This window comes from Novosphingobium sp. IK01 (genome assembly GCF_033242265.1).
Taxonomy (GTDB): Bacteria; Pseudomonadota; Alphaproteobacteria; order Sphingomonadales; family Sphingomonadaceae; genus Novosphingobium; species Novosphingobium pituita.
The window spans coordinates 1-18063 of record NZ_BTFW01000004.1 but is presented as its reverse complement, the minus strand read 5'-3'; the positions used below and the strand labels follow the sequence as shown (position 1 = coordinate 18063).

The following is an 18063-nucleotide window of genomic DNA, read 5'->3' as shown; positions in this document are numbered from 1 at the left end:
TTACCCCTTTACCTCCGATCTGGAGCAATCGCGTAGAACAGGCAGGCCGGCATGTTTCAAAGCTCGTGGTGGGAGATAACCACCCATATCATCAGTCTCGCCATCGCCTACGCGCTCGCCCTTCCTGTTGGCTGGGATCGCGAGAACGACGCCCGCAGCGCAGGCATCCGTACATTCCCGTTGGTTGCCATCGCCAGTTGCGGCTTCGTGCTGGTGGGCATTGCGATCCTCGGCCGCACGTCTCCAGCGCAAGCCAGGTTGCTCGAAGGTCTGATTACGGGTGTCGGCTTCATCGGGGGCGGCGCGATTCTGAAGAAGGGCGACAAGGCGTCAGGCACAGCGACGGCGGCCAGTCTGTGGGCGACTGGCGCGCTCGGCGCGGCCGTGGGCTACGGCCTATACGACATCGCCTTCATCCTGAGCGCTACCACCTTCCTCACCCTGCGCTGCTCTCGTCCGCTCAAGCGCGCCACCAATGGCGACGTCGGCAGCTCGGCGAGCCGATGACGAGCCCTTGGGCGAGCCGATGGATGCGGCCTGTGCGATCCCTTACCCGGCGCTGGGCACCGGCGAGGACCATCGCGGCGCGTGACCGCCAACATCGCTTGCTGCGCTGGGCGACGCTGCTGGAGCGCAATCCCCACCAGATCATCGGCCTGCTGTCCCCTTCGTGGGCGGGCGGCGACGCGCGCGGCACGATGGTCGATCGGCCGAGCGCGATCGATGTCGCATGGAGCGACGTGGTGCTGCGGGTGATGGGGTTGGCGGGACGATCGCGCGGTGAAGCAAAATCGTTCTTCGGGTTGTCGGATGCCGAGCTGGATCGGATTGCCGCAGGTTCGTGGCGGTGTCCGGTTCGACCCGCTTGGCAGGTCGCCGTGCGGATCAGGAACGTCGAATGTCCGCGCCTGGAAAATCGGATCGTTGGGTCCGTCGTCGCCCTCCTGCTCGTGATTTGCGCGATCTCCTATTGGATCTTCTGACGAGGCTGGTTTGTGTTCGACATCATAACATCGATCCTCGCGTCACTCGGCGGCTTTGGCGTCTTCCTGCTGATGCTGGCCGAAAATGTCTTTCCGCCAATTCCGTCGGAAGTGATTTTGCCACTTGCCGGCTACACCGCTGCGCAGGGGCGCGGCTCGCTGTGGGTGGTGGCAATCGCCGGCACCCTCGGATCGGCTGCAGGGGCGGTGCTGTGGTACTATGTCGGCCGCTGGATCGGCATCGAACGATTGAAGCGCTTTGCTTCCCGCCACGGCCGATGGCTGACGTTGACGCCCGGTGAGGTCGATCATGTCGACCGCTGGTTCGACCGCTACGGTCGTTGGGCGGTTCTGTTCGGGCGCATGGTCCCGGGAGTCCGGACCCTGATTTCGGTGCCCGCAGGGGTCAGCGGGATGCCCCTTGGTCCATTCTTGGTCTCGACGCTCACCGGCTCGGCCATATGGACCGTTATCCTCGTGCTGGCGGGCTATGAGCTGGGCGAACGCTATAGCCAGGTGGCGAGCGTCATCGAACCGGTCAGCAACGCCGTGCTCGCGCTGGCCGTCATCTGGTATCTTTGGCGGGTCGCGACTTTCGGGCGATCAAGGGGTGGCCATTGATGGCTGACCTGCTGCCCGCGTTTCCTGCCGGCCTTTGGCTCATGGCAGCTTCGATGCTTGTCCGCATCACACGCTTTGCACGTGCCTTTAGCCTGATCTCACCAGCCAGCGCGATCATCCTCATCAGATTGGTTGGAAGGCTTCACCGCAGCGGATTTCACGCATGGCGTCGCAACGGAGGGAAGTGGCGTTGGGCCGGAATATGGAGAGGATCGACATAATGGGGAACAGCAAGCAGCAGGCGATCATCGCCGTTGCCGCAACAATCGTTCTGTCCGGATGCGGGCTGATTAAACCACGCGACGCCGGCTATTTCCGCTTCCACGCGGAAGAGGCGAGACTGGTCGTCACACGCTGCGAGCGGGGCCAAGAGACCGGCAGCGACTGCGAGGCCGCGGCGCAAGCCGTGGCCGAGCTCGACGCGGCGGCGGGGCGGCAGTCTGGACGCTGAAGCGAGCCACCTTCGCCCGCCCCATGAACCAAATCACTATCACTGGAGAAGAATCGTAATGATCGGAAGCAACAGGCCGTTCGCGCTGATGCTGGCAATGACCGCCGTCTTAACCCCGCTTTCCGCGAAGGCACAGCATACCCAGCATGGGTCAACTGGTGCCGTGTCAGGCTCGCTAAACGAGCCGCCCGCTACGCGGGCCTACCGGGCCGCAAATGCCAAGATGCATGGCGATATGGACGTAGCCTTCACGGGTGATGCCGACGCCGATTTTATGCGCGCGATGATTCCCCATCATGAAGGCGCTATCGCGATGGCTGAAATCGAATTGAAGTATGGCCGAGATCCCGCCGTGCGCCGCCTCGCGGCCGCAGTGGTGGCAACCCAAAGGCGCGAGATCGCCGAAATGCGCACCTGGCTTGCACGTCGGCAACCCCGAAAGTAGCGGCTGATTGAAAAGGTGGCGCTCACCGCCGTCAATGATGGCGACGGTCGTGATTTTGGGATCATAGGCCAGTCGCGCCGCCACGTCCCGGCCCTCGTCGGGGCCGGGACGTGGGGGCGCTCATGCCGGCTCGTCCAGTTCAGGGGCCGTCTCAACGGCCATGCGGCTCAAGAGCCAGTCGGACGCGTCCTGGGCTAGGCGGGCGGCGGTGAAGATGCACCGCTTGTCGTTGCGCAGGGCCTGTAGCCAACTCGCCAGATAGGCGGCGTGGTCTTCACGGTCGTGAAGCTTGATGCCGATGGTCGCGCTGACGAACGCCGCCCCTAGCTCGGCAACCAATTCCTCTCGGGCGTAGTCCTCGCGCTTCGTGGAAATGAGAGAGGGACGGGCAAGTCGGTCAACATGTCCCGTCGCGTGGCAAAGTTCGTGCGCTAGGGTCGAATAATAGTCATCGCTGGTGTGGAAATCGGCAAACTCGGGCATGACCACATGATCGCCGCTCGGCTGATAATAGGGCTGCGATCCGAAGTGTTTAAGGGTGACGGAGATGCGAGCGAAAAGCGCGTCCAGCTCGGCATCCCGCTCATCGGGATTGGTTGCGGTGATGATCGGCGCGGGGGTTGGATATTTCGCCTCGATGCCATCGATCTGCTCGGCATTGAAAACGGTATAGCGCTTAAGAAACGCCACCTGACGCTTGCCGTCCTCGCTGCTCTCTCCACCCTTGTCGGCGTCAACCTCGATCTTGTTGGCATAGACGACGGTCGAACCCTTCTCGCCCTTGCGGACGCATCCACCAAGCGCAAGCGCTTGCTTGAAGGTCAGCCAATGCGGAGAGGCATAGCCCTTGGTCATGGCGGCAACCCAAAGGGTCAGGACGTTGATGCCCCGATAGGGAACGCCGGTCGAGCGGAGCGGGATATTCGGTGCGGTGCTGCCATTCCACGATTTCGACCACGGCCGGGTGCCGGCCTCGATCATCGCGATCATCTGATCGGTGATTTCCTGATAGATGTCGGCTCGATTGTCGGTGATCCGTCCCATGATGTCTTCCTTTCCTTTGAGGCTGAAAGCCGGTCGCAACAGCAACCGGCTCTGCCTTTCCGGCGAGGAACGGGATGGGGAGGGAGGGCGAGAATCTGGCCTCTGGCGCGGGCGAGCCGCCTAGCGCGGCCGACGCTCCGCAGGGCGTCGGGTGCCGCGTTTGGCGGATTACACGGGGGGCCTGATTGTCGTTCGGGAACGAAAGGGCAGCCGCCCTTGGTGTTCCCCGGCACCGGTCTGGCCTCCGGGGGAGGGCAGCGTGCCCAACAAGCTGTGCCACGCTCCAGGCGTGTCATGGGGGGTGTGCCACGTGGCACACCTGCCTTGCGGCAGCGCGAATAGGAAAACACGGGGAGAGGGGGAGGCCGTGGGGGCTCCCGCTGGGTTTATCCTCGGTTGATACGCCAGGAGTGTACCCTGAGCGGTTCCTATATGGGGATGTCCTATGCTTTGTAGGCCCCGTGCGGCTCCCGGGTGGGCGGTCCAAAGGGCCGGGGAGGGGGCGGCCTGCGCGCCCTGTGGGGCGCCCCTAGTGCCGCCCCCTCAAACTTGAATCCCCTTCGCGCGAGGGGCATATTTGCAGCCAGAAAGGATAATCACATGGCTGCGAAAAAGCAAAAGGACAGCAGCGCCGATCTGCGAACGAATGAGAAGAAGTGGACCAAGCCGCTGATGGATGCGGGCTGGACTGCATTGCCGAGCGTCATCATCGAAAATCAGCGCCAGCTCATGCTGTCGCCGCTCGATCTCAACATCATCGTGTATCTGGCGAGCAAATGGTGGACGGCGGAGGGCAAGCCCTTTCCGTCCAAGACCACGATGGCGAAGGCGATGGACGTTCATCCGCGCACGATCCAGAAGCACATCGCTGCGCTGGAGGGGGCAGGGTATATCCGTCGCGAGGAGCGGCGGACCGAAACCGGCAGCCGCACCAACATCTACCATCTCGATGGGCTGATTAAGGCAGTAGCGCCGTTCGCGGTCGAGAAGCTGGCTGAGATCAAGGACAAGGCCGAGTTGGCGAAGCGCCGTCAGAACCGGGCCGGGGCGCCTAAGCTGCGTCTGGTACAGGATGACGACGAGTGAACGCGCATATCCAAGATCCACCCCCGAAAGTGGAACCGAGGGTTACGGCCGCGCCAAGCATCCGTCAGCTCTACTGGTGTGACTTTCCGCAAGACGCCCAGCTCCCGGAGTTCTGGAAGCGGCGCCCCGTCATCATCGTGTCGTTCAAGAACACGCTGCATGGCGCGGTCACGGTGGTGCCCTGCTCGACGGCAGCGCAGCCAGGAAACAAGTGGGCCTTTCCGCTGCAGACCACGATTGACGGTCGGGCGGCGTTCGCGATCTGCGACAAGCTGACGACCGTGGCGGTGAGCCGGCTAATCCCTGACAAAGGCGGCATCATGCGAATGCCGGTCGGGGAGTTCGACGACATGCTGCGCCTTGTGTTGGCCTGGCTGCCGGTGCCCTCGACGCCCCCGTCGCCGCCTCAGGGGGTGCCGCCTACGCCCACCGGTTCCGGCGCGTAAGGCCGGTTGATGTCCTTTCAGATTTTAGTTGAATCGTAAGGGATGGGTTTCTACATGGGGAGCACGCGCGGCCTCCCCCTGGGGAGTGTCCGTTTCCCGCGAGGGAACTAAATGGTCGGGGCCGCCTCAAAAGGGCGGCCCTTGGCTTATCTGCGGCACTGGCACGCAGCCCGCAAGCTTCAGACATAATGACCTGCTCGCCGGTAGATTGGCATCGAGTCGTCCAGTCGCATGGCAGGGAAGGGCGGAACGTCGTCGGCCGCCGCTTAGGCAGAGCAATAAATTCGCTGTGAGCGGATTTTATTCGTTGACTAGCGAAGTGCGCTAGGGCATCACACTCTCGTTCAGTTTGAAAGGGGATGTGTCGCCATCAACCGAGGGGGAAACCCCTCCTGGAGAAGAAACCTTCTCTGCTTTGTGGCTCCGTGCGTGCGAGCGAGCGGCGCCGCGGGCGGCCACCGGACGGCCCGGTGTCCGCCTTGGTGTTCAGGGTTAACGTGCTTCTACCCCACCCTCCAAAGCCTCGGCGGCGCCCCTGCATGGTGTGGGGGTTGGCAGAGGAGGACGCCATGCGAAAGCTTGGTCTGAACGAGAAGCGTGCGCGAACGAAGACGGTGCGACGGCAGCATTGGGCAAAGCGCCTGATCCGTCCGTCCACTTTGAAGACGGTGGTGGCCTTGGGGCGAGTGGTGGTGCAACTGCTCCACATCGCCCTCTCCATCATCAAGGTTTTCCGCCAGTAATTCGCACCCTGAATAGCCTCCTGAAAGGAGATGCAATGTTGGGTGAAGCTCTTCGCTTGATCCGAGTCTATCACGACCTCAAGCAGAAGCAGGCGGCTGAGCGGTTGGAGGTTTCGACGTCGTATCTGTCGGAAATCGAACGCGGCCTGAAGACGCCCACGCTGGACATCATCCAGCGCTATGCCACTGTCTTCGACATGCCTGTCTCGTCGATCATGTTCTTTTCGGAGAACCTCGATCAGAAGAGCACGCTCGACCAGGCACGGACCTTTGTCGCTGGCAAGGTGGTGAGCCTGCTTCAATTCCTCGAGGCTCGGTCCGGTCGGACCCATGCCGAATAAGACGGTCATCCCGCTCAATCAGTCGCAGCTCTATAAGCTCACGAGTCCGCGCCGCCTCGCTGACGTGCTCGGCCTTGCAGAAGCTGAGCTGCGGGCAATGGCGACCGGGCCGGATCGGTATCGGCAGTTTGAGATTGAGAAGAAGAGTGGCGGAAAACGTCCGGTTGAAGATCCGGTCGCGCCGCTCAAGCGTGTACAGGGCCGTATCGCCAAGATGCTGGCGCGGATCGAGCCGCCATCTTTTCTGTTCTGCCCGGTGAAGGGACGATGCTACGTCAGCAATGCCGCGCGCCATCGCGGCAACCGCGTCGTTCACTGCCTCGACATCAAGAAGTTCTTCCCCAACACGCCCCGTGTGCGGGTGATCGCGTTCTTCCAAAGCATCATGGGATGCCGCGCCGACGTTGCCGGCATTCTTGGTGATCTTTGCACGTTCGAGGGTCATTTGCCGACGGGCAGTCCCCTCAGCCCGATCCTGGCATATTATAGCTATCACGATATGTGGGCCGAGATCGCGGCGTTCTGCACGGCCAAGGGCTACACGCTGACGGTCTATGTCGATGACGTGACAATTTCCGGCGCGAAAGTGCCCGTAGCAGATGTTTGGCATGTGCGGCGCATGATCCACCGGACAGGGCTGCGCTATCACAAGCTCAAGCACTATGTGGATCGGCCAGCGGAGATCACGGGTGTCGTCGTTCGCGACGGGAAGGTCGTCGTGCCCAATCGCCAGCGCCTGAAGCACCGTAAGACGAGGTTGGCCCTCCAGCAGCCCGGCAGCGGCGATCAACGCCTGAAGGGCCGTCTGAGCGGCTTGGCGGGTCAAATGCGCCAGATAGATAGCATGAACGAACCAGGTTGATTGATGCCGGTTGCTGTGACCTTAGCAGGGTTTGCGGCTGACGATCGATCCCGCCTCAACACGCGCATACCCATATTCACGCTGATATTCGCGCGCGGCGGTCTCTACGTCGGTGCGCGAGGGGCCACCGGGAACGAAGCAGTTGATGTGGCGCTTGCCGCCATCTTGAGCATCGACGACCGGCTTTGACCACGGGTTGTCGTCCACCATCGGCCCCTCGACCGAAAAGACGCGCCTGTCGTGATCGGCAACAATAAGAACGAAAGGCTCTATCGGCATCACACCCTCGCAAAAGTCATCGCGACGCCATGTAGGTCTCGCGATAGGGGTGTGCCACGTGGCACACCTCGTGTTCATAGCCATTGCCCGTCGAGAGCGGCAGCATATTCGGCAGCAAGGGTAGCGGTCCCGGCGATCGTCGCGACGAGTGCAAACAGCACGAGCCGCGCAGGGATGCCAAGGCGCGGTCCGTCTTCCTTGGTGAAGACCACGGCGCTGCCGACCGCAGCAACCAAGATCAGCGCCGGACCCAGCTCGTATAGGACAAGGCCAGGAAGCCGATTGGGCAGGAGATAGGGGAAATTACGGATCAGGCGGCCGATCAGGACCGCGCCGGTAACAAGTGTGAGGGCCATCCCCCAGCGGCCGATCAATGCCGCTCTTGGCGATCCGCGTTCAAGCATTGTGCAGCCTATTTCTTGATCGTCCCTGTGCTACATCCCTGCGGCACCTGCGCCCTGCGAACAGCAAGCTGACGCATTCCCTCATAGTCCACGCCCCATAATCCTGCCCGCTGCGCTGCCGCCTTCTGCATCAGCTCGACATAGGCTCCACCGGAGAAAATGCGGTAGTCGACGGCATAGCCTTGGGCGACCATCGTTGCCCCCACGCTCGCCTTATTGGCGGGAAAACGACACGCCAGATTCAACCGCCCGTAGCTTTTCGGATCGGTGCGGCACTGCTTCTCCCGCCGCAGCGCATAGTCAAACATAGACACCGAGCAGTCCATTCCGCCGTCCCGGAGCGCCAGCCCGCGCAACGCCTCGCTGGAGATGGCCTTTAGCTGTGGCAGATCATCATCGGGCGCATCGATGCCGACGACGCGAACCCGTCCATTGGGAAAATCAATCGTATCCCCATCGATGATCCCGGGACTTGGCGAAGACAATCTTGTTTTCGAGACTTCGACGAGCGACTGCTTGTTCTGCGAGATTGCATAGGTTGCCACGATCAGGAACGTCGCCCCCATCGTCCATCGTTGGAACCGCGTCGCTCCAGGAAACAATTTCATAGCGAACGGATCTCGCGCAGCAGATCGTTCCAGTCGCCAGCATGGGGCGGTTGTCAACACCGGGATAAAAACGGGCCAGGCACCGGTTTAAAAAGGGGCCAGTTGGGTTGAATAAAAAGCCCCATGGTTGAGGCTGGACAGCATCGGCAGCGGGGAAGCGGCTGTAGCGGAGCGGAAGCCGATTTCCCGCTGCCGATGGCCGCCTTTTGTCAGATCATTTTGCCTCCCCCTTGTCCTTCTGGCGCTTGCGGCTGCTGGTGAGGCGGAAGCTGTCACCATTCATCTCGAGGATGTGCACGTGGTGGGTCAGGCGGTCGAGCAGGGCGCCAGTCAAGCGCTCGGACCCGAACACCGATGTCCATTCATCGAAGGGCAGATTGCTGGTGATCAGCGTGCTGCCGCGTTCATACCGCTGGCTGAGCACCTCGAACAGCAATTCACCGCCCACTGCGGTGAAGGGCACATAGCCCAGCTCGTCGAGGATCAGCAGTTTCACCGAGGCCAGATGCTTTTGCAGGCTGCGCAGTCGCCGTTCGTCGCGCGCCTCCATCAAGTCATGGACCAGCGCCGCAGCGGTGGTGAAGGCCACGCTGTGCCCCTTCTGGCAAGCGGCCAGTCCCAGCGCGAGGGCGGTGTGGGTCTTGCCGGTACCGCTGGGGCCCAGCGCAATGACATTGCGCTGCCGCTCGATCCATTCTCCGCGCGCCAGTTCCAGCACCAGCGCCTTGTTCAGTGATGGCTGGGCTGCAAAGTCGAAGGTGTCAAAACTCTTGGTATGCGGGAACCTGGCCATGCGGATGCGACGCTCGACCATCCGGCGTTCACGGTCGATGCGCTCCAGTTCGCACAGGCGCAGCAGATAGCGCGGGTAATCGGCCCGATCCTGCGCGGCCTCAAACGCGACCTTCTCATATTCGGGGTGACTACACGAAAGTGACGTATCTGCACGGTAAGGGCGAACGGATAGCGAACGTCACGCGGCGAGCAGGGATCGGACGGCGCGCAGCGGCCGCAAGGCATCCGGATCGGGCCGGTCTTCTACATTCCAGCTATAGTCGCCGGTCAGCGAGATATGCTCCCAGCCCAACGGCGCGACGTGGCGCGCGATTTCGTCGGGCGTGCCGATGTCCGCCAGCGCCACTTCAAGATAGCGGGTGTTCCACAAGATGATGGCGGCGACGAGCAGGTTGAGGCCGGATGCGCGATAGGTCTGGTTCTCGAACCGCCGATCACGCAGCTCGCCGAGCTGGTTGAAGAAGAGCGCGCGGGCGAGCGCGTTGCGGGCTTCGCCCTTATTGAGGCCCGCCTGGGTGCGCCGGCGCAGGTCGATGTCGCGCAACCAGTCGAGCATGAAGATCGAGCGTTCGAGACGGCCAAGCTCGCGCAACGCGAGGGCTAGTCCATTCTGTCGCGGATAGGCGGACAGGCGGCGTAGCATCGCTGAAGCGGTGCCGGTGCCGGTGCGGATCGATGTGGCGAACCGCAGCAGTTCGTCCCAATGCGCTGCGACATGACCCAATGCGATCGGTTCGCCCGTCATGCCGGCGAGCAAGGGGCCTGCTTCCTGGCCGGGAAGCAGGTGCAAACGACGTTCCTTGATGTCGCGCAGGCGTGGCGCGAAACGGTAGCCGAAGAAGGGCATGAGGCCGAACACATGGTCCGATGCCCCGCCTGTATCGGTGTAGTGCTCCTCGATTGTCAGGCCGGTCTGCTGATATAGCAAGCCATCCAGCACATAGGGAGCTTCGCCGGCGGTCGCCGCGATTACCCGGGTCGCGAAGGGGCCATATCGATCCGAGACATGGGTGTAGAAGGCAACGCCCGGTTCGTTGCCGCTGCGCGCGTTGATGTCGCCGATCGCGGCCCCGCGACCACCGGCATGAAATTGCTGTCCGTCGCTCGACGAGGTGGTGCCGTCTCCCCACAGCGCGGCGAGCGGCATGGCACGATGGGCGTCGATCAGCCTTCCCAGCGCTTCGCCATAGGCGGCCTCGCTGATGTGCCAGTCGTGGAGATGGGCGAGCTGACGCAGGCTTGCGCCCCGGCAGGTTTCCGCCATGCGCGTGAGGCCGAGATTGATGCCATCGGCAAGGATGACGGTGAGCAGCGCATTGCGGTCGTCGGCCTCCCGGCCCGAACGCCGATGGATGAAGCATTCGCTGAACCCGGTCCAGGCATCGACCTCAAGCAGGAGATCGGTGATCTTCACGCGCGGCAGTCGGTCGTAGGCAGCGCGACGGGCAATCTCGGTGGCGGGTGGCGTTGCCGCCTTCAGCGGCGAGATGATAAGGCCGCTTTCGTTAAGCCTGACCTGGGGCAGCTCGCCCTGTCGGGCGAGGACCGTCACCTGTTCGATCGCCGTGTCGAGCCTGGCGCGCCTTTCCTCGATATGACGATCGAAGTCCGTTTCGATGGCGAGCGGCAACGGCCCCTTCTCGCGAAGCGCGTCGAAGGTGGCCGACGGGATGAGGTAGCTATCGAAATCGCGGAACTGGCGGCTTCCCGAGACCCATATGTCTCCCGCTCGCAACCGCTCCCGTAGCTGGGCCAAGGCGCATAGTTCATAGGCGGCGCGATCGACGATGCCGTCCCGCAGGACGAACGGCCGCCATGCGGAGGGCACAAAGCGCAGCGGCACGCGATCAGGCAAGCGCCGTTTGCCGGTCCGGTATAGCTCCGCGATGATGGTAAGCGCCGACAGGAGTCCCTGCACCGCACCGGCGCCGCGAAATTCGAAGGTGTTGAGAAAGGGGTTCTAAGCCGGAACCGCCGAAAATTCCGTCAGCCGATCAACGTGGCTTGTCCCGCGCCCGGTCGATGGGGTAGACCCAACAGTCGTGTCACTAGCCGCCATTTCGATCACGGCAATGCCAGCCGGACGTCACGTCCAGATTGTTCCGGTCTGGATGAGGCCGACTGACGTCTCGGATGACGGGTGGCATACAACTGCTGTGAGTCCTGCAGGGGGGCAGCTGCCTGACCGGACGGCGAGCATCAGCCCATCTCATGTATTAGTCATGTCAGCTTTGACACTGCGCACGCGACGGCACCCGACCCGTTGCAGACCCCCAGACATATGGAAAGCTGACGCTCAACGTGGAGTTAGCCGGCGCGGCGCGGCTTCATCGCGCAGCGTCCGTGTTGATGGATGGGTTAGAACTCTCTGGGGCACACATTTGAGAAAGACTATTTTTCAGCCAACGCAAAACCCGCGTTGCCAGATGCAACCACTGAGACAAATACAAACGGCACTGGACTAGTATTTAGAGCGCCATGCACTTGGCCAGGTTTTGCTATGGCAATATCTCCAGCCTTTAGATGAGCGACTTTGCCGCCTCCTTGGTAATACTCAGCCTCTCCAGAGATAACCGTCCAAGTATCTTGGCCGTCCGGGTGAACATGAGCGGTTATTTCTTGCCCAGGATGGGCATGCCAAACAACAACTGCTGAGTCCTTGGTTTCCAGAACCACTGAACGAATTGGTTCGCCGTCAGACGGACGAATATATTCTGTTACCGAAAATATTCTTGATTCCATTTCCATATCCACTCCAAAAATCAATTTGGCTTGAGAAGTTATTACAGAACAACTGTATCCGAGAGTTCTACGTTGCCGATAACCGGCCCGAAACGGCGGCGCAACGCGCCGCTGTTGGGGGTCCGTGTTCATCGGCGGGTTAGACCTGTGCTTGCGTAAGACGAATATCGACTTCTCGGTCGACGTATTTCCATTCCTCTGACGCACGCAGTTCGGAAAGCAGCCTGTTGAACTCAACCTCATGAATTGGCGCGTATTCGAACCAATTCAGAAAATCGAACGGTTCATTCTCTGAGAGGTCGCGGCAGTGGTGGAGCTTGCGCGCTACTGCAGGCAAATACTGAAGCCCGATTTGGACGTGCTTCGACTGTTCGAAAACGCTCCGGCGTTCGTCTTGCGTGAGCTCCCACCAAGCTGCGTTCTTCCGGATCGGTATTAGCGCACCGCACGTTGCTTCTGGGCGCGCCAGACCTTGCTGCTTCGCTACAATTTCATTCTTCTCTGCGCGCATGACATATCGTTCATTGCTGGTTATTCCACGAAGTATCCAGGGTGCATTGGTTTCAGACTGCAACTCTGAAGCGGATACGACGTTGAGCCTTTTGGCTTCAGGCAGGGGCTCGCCAACTCTCGTTTCGGCCCTGACAATCCGCCAAGGGCCAATGTCTGCGCCGACGAAAGCAAATAATCGTGTATCCATTTCAATCTTTCATGTGTGAATGTTTTAACTCTTGCAGCTTCGAAGAACCTATCTGCCGATCCCGTGCTTGTGCATCATCGCCTCCGCGCAACTGGCCGCCTGCCGCCGACCGCGGTCTGGCTCGAAAGCAGTCTGTCAACGCGCCGTTTCATTGTTGCCATGATCATATCTTAATCGCGCACAGGCGGCAACAGGCGGGCAGTATGAACCAGCGTCAGTATCCACACCGTTTCGCCGTCGATCTGATACACCAGGCGATAGCTTTCGTGCGGGATCAACTCGCGGGTCCCGGGAATCTTTCCCGGCTTGCCCAGCATGGGGTGCTGGATCAAGCGGGCGGCCGCGTCGCTGAAAATCTCATCCATCCGGGCCGCCGCGCGCGGATTGTCGGCTGCGATGTAGTCCCACACATCGGCACGGTCTTGCTGCGCTTCGGGCGTCCAAACAACCCTCACGCCTGGCTCGCCACACTGGCACGCCGTGCGGCGAATTCGGCCTCAACTTCATCGTTCGACCGCCCCAATCCAGCGCGCATCGAAGCCCGGCCGGCTTCGACCTTGCGGCGCAGGAACTCGTCGTACTCGCGCGACTCGCGCTGGCGCTGAACGAACTCGCGCATCAGCTCGCGCAGCACTTGCGACGCCGGGCGATGGGCCGCCTCGGCTTCGGCCATAAACTCGGCGCGCAACTCAGGCTCCAGCTTCATCGTGAAAACGGCTTGTTTTGACATGATCGGGGCCTCCTGCCACTTGATACTAACAAAGTATATACGCCGTCATTACTAAGCGCTATTCACAGAACGCTGCAAGGCGGGCGTGCGCTAGGCCAAGGCCTGTCGGAAAACATTTGTTTTTCGACAGGCCTTCAACGGTCCTCTGCACCAACCTCCGAGTGGCCGCAAAATTGTGCGGAAAACTCTGTCGCCAGACGCTACCATACGGAAACCTCGTCTTAATGGTTTTCCGCTTATGTTGGTAGGTTACATGCGCGTGTCGTCGGACTCCGACCGCCAGAGCACGAACTTGCAGCGCGATGCGCTGCTCGCCGTCGGCGTCGATGCGCGGCATCTGTTCGAGGATCATGCTTCCGGCGCGAAGGACGACCGCGCGGGCCTGGCGCGGGCGCTCGAATTCGTTCGCCCTGGCGACGTGTTGGTCGTGTGGAAGCTCGACCGGCTCGGCCGTTCGTTGTCGCACTTGCTCGCCATCGTGACCTCGCTCAAGAAAAAGCAGGTGGCGTTCCGCTCGCTGACGGAGAACCTGGATACCACGACGCCCTCGGGCGAGTTTCTGTTCCAGGTGTTCGGCGCGCTCGCGCAGTACGAACGCGCCTTGATCCAGGAACGTGTCGTCGCCGGTCTGGCTGCCGCCCGCAAACGCGGCCGGATCGGCGGCCGGCCGCAGGCGATCACCGGCGAGAAGCTGGAGGCCATCGTCGCTGCGCTCGATGGCGGCATGTCCAAGGCGGCGGTGTGCCGCAACTTCGGCGTCAAGCGAACCACGCTGATCGAGACCCTGGCACGGGTTGGTTGGACGGGCTCTCGTGGAGCGTCATCGCGATGACGACCAAGAGCGAACGATTGACCGTCCTGTCGGACGCCGAGCAGGAAGCCCTGTACGGCCTGCCGGACTTCGACGACGCCCAGCGGCTGGAATACTTGGCGTTGACTGAAACCGAACTGGCGCTCGCCAGCAGCCGGCCTGGTCTCCATGCCCAGGTCTATTGCATCTTGCAGATCGGTTACTTCAAGGCCAAGCATGCCTTCTTCCGCTTCGACTGGAGTGAGGTCGAGCACGATTGCGCCTTCGTGCTGAGCCGCTACTTCCACGGCGAGTCCTTCGAGCACAAGCCAATCTCCAAGCACGAGCACTACACCCAGCGCGAGTGGATTGCCGATCTGTTCGGCTACCGGCCGTGGGCGGCCGAGTTCCTGGCGCAGCTCGCGCAGCAGGCCGCGCAGACCGTGCGGCGCGACGTGATGCCGGGGTTCATCGCCGCCGAGCTGATCGTCTGGCTAAACGAGCACAAGATCATCCGGCCCGGCTATACCACCCTGCAAGAGCTGGTGAGCGAAGCCCTGTCCGCCGAGCGTCGGCGGCTGGCTGGCCTGCTGTCGGAAGTGTTGGACGAATCGGCCAAGGCCGCGCTGGGTCGGCTTCTAGTGCGTGACGACACCCTGTCGCAATTGGCGGCGCTCAAGCAGGACGCCAAGGACTTTGGCTGGCGTCAGATGGCCCGCGAACGCGAAAAGCGCGCCACGCTGGAGCCGCTGCACCGGATCGCCAAGGCGCTGCTGCCCAAGCTCGGCGTCTCGCAGCAGAATCTGCTGTACTACGCCAGCCTGGCGAACTTCTACACCGTCCACGATCTACGCAACCTGAAGGCCGATCAGACCTACCTCTACCTGCTTTGCTATGCCTGGGTGCGCTACCGGCAGCTTTCCGACAACCTGGTCGATGCGATGGCCTACCACATGAAGCAGTTGGAGGACGAAAGCAGTGCGGGCGCAAAGCAATCCTTTGTCGCCGAGCAGGTGCGCCGTCAGCAAGACACACCGCAGGTCGGCCGCCTGCTGTCGCTTTACATCGACGACAGCGTGCCCGATCCCACGCCGTTCGGCGATGTGCGCCAGCGCGCCTACAAAATCATGCCCCGCGATACGCTGCAAACCACCGCGCAGCGCATGAGCGTGAAGCCGGTGAGCAAGCTGGCTTTGCACTGGCAGGCGGTGGACGGCCTGGCTGAGCGCATCCGCCGCCATCTTCGGCCGCTGTATGTCGCGCTCGACCTCGCTGGCACTGATCCGGGCAGCCCGTGGCTCGTGGCGCTGGCCTGGGCCAAGGACGTGTTCGCCAAACAGCAGCGCCTATCGCAACGGCCGCTCGCCGAATGTCCAGCGGCCACGCTGCCGAAACGCTTGCGACCGTACCTGCTGACCTTCGATGCCGATGGCAAGCCGACGGACCTGCATGCCGACCGCTACGAGTTCTGGCTGTACCGCCAGGTCAGGAAGCGCTTCCAGTCGGGTGAACTCTACCTCGACGACAGCTTGCAGCACCGGCATTTTTCCGACGAGCTGGTTTCGCTGGATGAGAAGGCCGCCGTGCTGGCGCAGATCGACATCCCGTTCCTGCGGCAGCCACTCGATGCCCAGCTCGATGCGCTCGCGACCGAGCTGCGCGCTCAGTGGCTGGCCTTCAACCGCGAGCTGAAGCAGGGCAAGCTGACGCACCTAGAATACGACAAGGACACGCAGAAGCTGACATGGCGCAAGCCCAAGGGCGAGAACCAGAAGGCGCGCGAGAAGGCGTTCTACGAGCAACTGCCGTTCTGCGACGTGGCCGACGTGTTCCGCTTCGTCAACGGCCAGTGCCAGTTCCTGTCGGCGCTGACGCCTTTGCAGCCGCGCTATGCGAAGAAGGTCGCCGACGCCGACAGCCTGATGGCGGTCATCATCGCGCAGGCGATGAACCACGGCAACCAGGTCATGGCACGCACCAGCGACATCCCGTACCACGTGCTGGAGAGCGCCTACCAACAGTACCTGCGCCACGCAACGCTGCACGCGGCCAACGACTGCATCAGCAACGCCATCGCCGCGCTGCCGATCTTCCCGTACTACTCGTTCGACCTCGATGCACTGTACGGTGCCGTCGATGGTCAGAAATTCGGCGTCGAGCGGCCGACCGTGAAAGCGCGCCACTCGCGCAAATACTTTGGGCGCGGCAAGGGCGTGGTCGCCTACACGCTGCTGTGCAACCACGTGCCGCTCAACGGCTACCTGATCGGCGCGCACGATTACGAGGCCCATCACGTGTTCGACATCTGGTATCGCAACACGTCGGACATCGTGCCGACCGCGATCACCGGCGACATGCACAGCGTCAACAAGGCCAACTTCGCTATCCTGCACTGGTTCGGCCTGCGTTTCGAGCCGCGCTTCACCGACCTTGGCGATCAGTTGAAGGAACTCTACAGTGCCGACGATCCGGCGCTGTACGATCAGTGCCTGATCCGGCCGGCCGGGAGAATCGACCGCGATCTCATAGTCAGCGAGAAGCCGAACCTCGACCAGATTGTCGCCACGCTCGGACTGAAGGAGATGACGCAGGGCACGCTGATCCGCAAGCTATGCACCTACACCGCGCCGAACCCCACGCGGCGCGCGGTGTTCGAGTTCGACAAGCTCATCCGCAGCATCTACACGCTGCGCTACCTGCGCGATCCGCAACTGGAGCGCAACGTTCACCGCTCACAGAACCGCATCGAGTCCTATCACCAGCTACGCTCAACCATCGCCCAGGTCGGCGGCAAGAAGGAATTGACCGGGCGCACCGACATCGAAATTGAGATCAGCAACCAGTGCGCCAGGCTGATCGCCAACGCGGTCATCTTCTACAACTCGGCCATCCTCTCGCGGCTGCTGATGAAGTACGAGGCGAGCGGCAACGCCAAGGCGCACGCTCTCCTGACCCAGATATCGCCGGCGGCCTGGCGGCACATCCTGCTGAACGGGCATTACACCTTCCAGAGCGACGGCAAGATGATCGACCTGGATGCGCTCGTGGCGGGGCTGGAGCTGGGATGACGGAAATTTCGGCGGTTCTGGCTTAGAACCCCAGAAAGGCACCGGCAAAGAGCTTCACCGTGCGATGCCGCTCGATCAATTCGGAGGTGCGATCGACGGTTTCCGGTCGCCCGAGCACTTCGGCCTGCTCGACGGCCACGGCGAAGCGCTGCCAGTCCAGCGCCTCGATCTGCGCCAGAGAATCCACGCCCTTGCTGCGCGCGTCGATGAGGAGGCGGCAAGACCCCGTGAGCGTCCGGAGGTGGCCTTGCAACTCGCGCACCGTCTTGACGGCTTTGTCGCGGGTCCGGTTCTCGGCGCGGCGCGCCATGCTGCCCAACAGCTTGTCGAACATCGTCAGGGTGGCGTCGGTCAGGCTTTCCTCAAGGCGGATGCCGGTTGCCGCCAGCGTCGCATGGCGGCGCAGGGCATTGAGTTCGCCAAGGTGCTGGGGTGTGATGCGACTGCCTTCGTCCGCCAGCCTGTCAAAAGTCAAAGCCGGGATCATGTCGGCACGGGCGCGATCGAGGCCCAGCGCGCGGATATAGGCGAGCCGTTCGATCAGGCGCAGGATGTTGCGCGCTGCCGGCGATTGTGGCGCATTGCGCAGCCAGGATAGCCATGTCGCGGCCTGCCCCGTCCGTCGCGCCAGCAAATCGTCCAGACCCTGTAGCGTGTCGGGCCGCAGGCCGTTCGTCAGCACTTCATAGGTGAGCTGTTCGGCCTGTTGACGCGCCCGTCGCAGCACCGCTTCGAGAATCAATGGAGAAGGCAGGAAGATCTGCCGGCGCCGGAGTTCATCGACGATGACGCCTGCCATCTGGCCGGGGTGGATGATGGTCTGCGCGATCGGGATCGAGAAGGCGACAACTTCACGGAAAGCGTTGCGGTCAAAAATCCTGAACCCGTGCGATCGTCGAATTTCAACGAGATGCTCGCGGCGGGT

Annotated in this window: 20 protein-coding genes and 3 pseudogenes; 12 read left to right on the top strand and 11 right to left on the bottom strand. The window is 62.1% G+C overall.

Annotation, left to right across the window (positions count from 1 at the left end):
- Positions 1-51: 51 nt before the first annotated feature.
- The 5 genes from SBI20_RS17320 to copM all read left to right on the top strand — a co-directional run bounded on the left by SBI20_RS17320 (position 52) and on the right by copM (position 2500).
- Positions 52-507 (top strand): MgtC/SapB family protein, encoded by a 456-nt coding sequence (locus SBI20_RS17320; protein ID WP_019368199.1) that lies wholly within the window; start codon positions 52-54, stop codon positions 505-507.
- A gap of 98 nt (positions 508-605) precedes the next feature.
- Positions 606-983 (top strand): hypothetical protein, encoded by a 378-nt coding sequence (locus SBI20_RS17315; RefSeq protein ID WP_019368200.1) that lies wholly within the window; start codon positions 606-608, stop codon positions 981-983.
- 12 nt (positions 984-995) lie between these two features.
- Positions 996-1604, top strand: a complete 609-nt coding sequence (locus SBI20_RS17310; RefSeq protein ID WP_019368201.1) for a DedA family protein — start codon at positions 996-998, stop codon at positions 1602-1604.
- Between the two features lie 220 nt (positions 1605-1824).
- Complete coding sequence (locus SBI20_RS17305; protein ID WP_231471584.1) at positions 1825-2055, top strand: hypothetical protein; 231 nt, start codon at positions 1825-1827, stop codon at positions 2053-2055.
- 58 nt (positions 2056-2113) lie between these two features.
- On the top strand, positions 2114-2500 hold the full coding sequence (gene copM, locus SBI20_RS17300; protein ID WP_235527226.1) for a CopM family metallochaperone: 387 nt from the start codon (positions 2114-2116) through the stop codon (positions 2498-2500).
- Between the two features lie 120 nt (positions 2501-2620).
- On the opposite strand, the gene SBI20_RS17295 is transcribed toward copM, so the two are convergent.
- Positions 2621-3544 carry an ArdC family protein gene (locus SBI20_RS17295; RefSeq protein ID WP_019368205.1) on the bottom strand — a complete coding sequence of 308 codons (924 nt, stop codon included), beginning with the start codon at positions 3542-3544 and terminating at the stop codon, positions 2621-2623.
- 600 nt (positions 3545-4144) lie between these two features.
- Here SBI20_RS17295 and SBI20_RS17290 point away from each other — a divergent pair.
- The 5 genes from SBI20_RS17290 (at position 4145) to SBI20_RS17270 (ending at position 7022) form a co-directional block, all read left to right on the top strand.
- Entirely contained in the window at positions 4145-4630 is a 486-nt protein-coding gene (locus tag SBI20_RS17290; RefSeq protein WP_017503469.1) for a helix-turn-helix domain-containing protein, read from the top strand.
- A complete protein-coding gene (locus tag SBI20_RS17285; protein ID WP_119184528.1) occupies positions 4627-5076 on the top strand; it encodes a type II toxin-antitoxin system PemK/MazF family toxin in 450 nt (149 codons plus the stop codon). The genes SBI20_RS17290 and SBI20_RS17285 overlap by 4 nt, the downstream gene beginning before the upstream one ends.
- A gap of 569 nt (positions 5077-5645) precedes the next feature.
- Positions 5646-5819, top strand: a complete 174-nt coding sequence (locus tag SBI20_RS17280; RefSeq protein ID WP_236704401.1) for a hypothetical protein — start codon at positions 5646-5648, stop codon at positions 5817-5819.
- A gap of 35 nt (positions 5820-5854) precedes the next feature.
- Positions 5855-6160 (top strand): helix-turn-helix transcriptional regulator, encoded by a 306-nt coding sequence (locus SBI20_RS17275; RefSeq protein WP_019368207.1) that lies wholly within the window; start codon positions 5855-5857, stop codon positions 6158-6160.
- Entirely contained in the window at positions 6150-7022 is an 873-nt protein-coding gene (locus SBI20_RS17270; protein ID WP_019368208.1) for a reverse transcriptase family protein, read from the top strand. The genes SBI20_RS17275 and SBI20_RS17270 overlap by 11 nt, the downstream gene beginning before the upstream one ends.
- Before the next feature lie 21 nt (positions 7023-7043).
- Here the strand turns inward: SBI20_RS17270 and SBI20_RS17265 are convergent, their stop codons facing one another.
- The 9 genes and pseudogenes from SBI20_RS17265 to SBI20_RS17225 form a co-directional block, all read right to left on the bottom strand.
- Positions 7044-7301, bottom strand: coding sequence for a hypothetical protein (locus tag SBI20_RS17265; RefSeq protein ID WP_019368209.1), 258 nt, complete (start codon positions 7299-7301; stop codon positions 7044-7046).
- Positions 7302-7375: 74 nt separating this feature from the next.
- The gene (locus tag SBI20_RS17260) at positions 7376-7657 is read right to left on the bottom strand and encodes a hypothetical protein (RefSeq protein WP_017503475.1); all 282 of its coding nucleotides are present in this window, start codon (positions 7655-7657) and stop codon (positions 7376-7378) included.
- A 56-nt stretch (positions 7658-7713) separates the two neighbouring features.
- On the bottom strand, positions 7714-8271 hold the full coding sequence (locus SBI20_RS17255) for a thermonuclease family protein (RefSeq protein ID WP_019368210.1): 558 nt from the start codon (positions 8269-8271) through the stop codon (positions 7714-7716).
- 256 nt (positions 8272-8527) lie between these two features.
- Positions 8528-9229: pseudogene (gene istB, locus SBI20_RS17250) on the bottom strand (IS21-like element helper ATPase IstB); the annotation flags it as partial.
- A 57-nt stretch (positions 9230-9286) separates the two neighbouring features.
- Positions 9287-11059, bottom strand: a pseudogene (locus SBI20_RS17245) (Tn3 family transposase); the annotation flags it as partial.
- A 440-nt stretch (positions 11060-11499) separates the two neighbouring features.
- The gene (locus SBI20_RS17240) at positions 11500-11856 is read right to left on the bottom strand and encodes a cupin domain-containing protein (protein ID WP_012435589.1); all 357 of its coding nucleotides are present in this window, start codon (positions 11854-11856) and stop codon (positions 11500-11502) included.
- A 133-nt stretch (positions 11857-11989) separates the two neighbouring features.
- A complete protein-coding gene (locus SBI20_RS17235) occupies positions 11990-12550 on the bottom strand; it encodes a chlorite dismutase family protein (RefSeq protein WP_011514928.1) in 561 nt (186 codons plus the stop codon).
- Positions 12551-12720: 170 nt separating this feature from the next.
- Positions 12721-13005 (bottom strand): type II toxin-antitoxin system RelE/ParE family toxin, encoded by a 285-nt coding sequence (locus tag SBI20_RS17230; protein ID WP_317976210.1) that lies wholly within the window; start codon positions 13003-13005, stop codon positions 12721-12723.
- On the bottom strand, positions 13002-13280 hold the full coding sequence (locus SBI20_RS17225) for a hypothetical protein (protein WP_011342941.1): 279 nt from the start codon (positions 13278-13280) through the stop codon (positions 13002-13004). The genes SBI20_RS17230 and SBI20_RS17225 overlap by 4 nt, the downstream gene beginning before the upstream one ends.
- A 238-nt stretch (positions 13281-13518) precedes the next feature.
- Between SBI20_RS17225 and SBI20_RS17220 the strand changes: the two genes are divergently transcribed.
- Both SBI20_RS17220 and SBI20_RS17215 read left to right on the top strand, forming a co-directional pair.
- The gene (locus SBI20_RS17220) at positions 13519-14112 is read left to right on the top strand and encodes a recombinase family protein (RefSeq protein WP_012435588.1); all 594 of its coding nucleotides are present in this window, start codon (positions 13519-13521) and stop codon (positions 14110-14112) included.
- The gene (locus SBI20_RS17215) at positions 14109-17138 is read left to right on the top strand and encodes a Tn3 family transposase (protein WP_012077404.1); all 3030 of its coding nucleotides are present in this window, start codon (positions 14109-14111) and stop codon (positions 17136-17138) included. Before SBI20_RS17220 ends, SBI20_RS17215 begins: the two co-directional genes overlap by 4 nt.
- Before the next feature lie 31 nt (positions 17139-17169).
- On the opposite strand, the pseudogene SBI20_RS17210 reads toward SBI20_RS17215, so the two are convergent.
- A pseudogene (locus tag SBI20_RS17210) lies at positions 17170-18063 on the bottom strand (DUF4158 domain-containing protein); the annotation flags it as partial.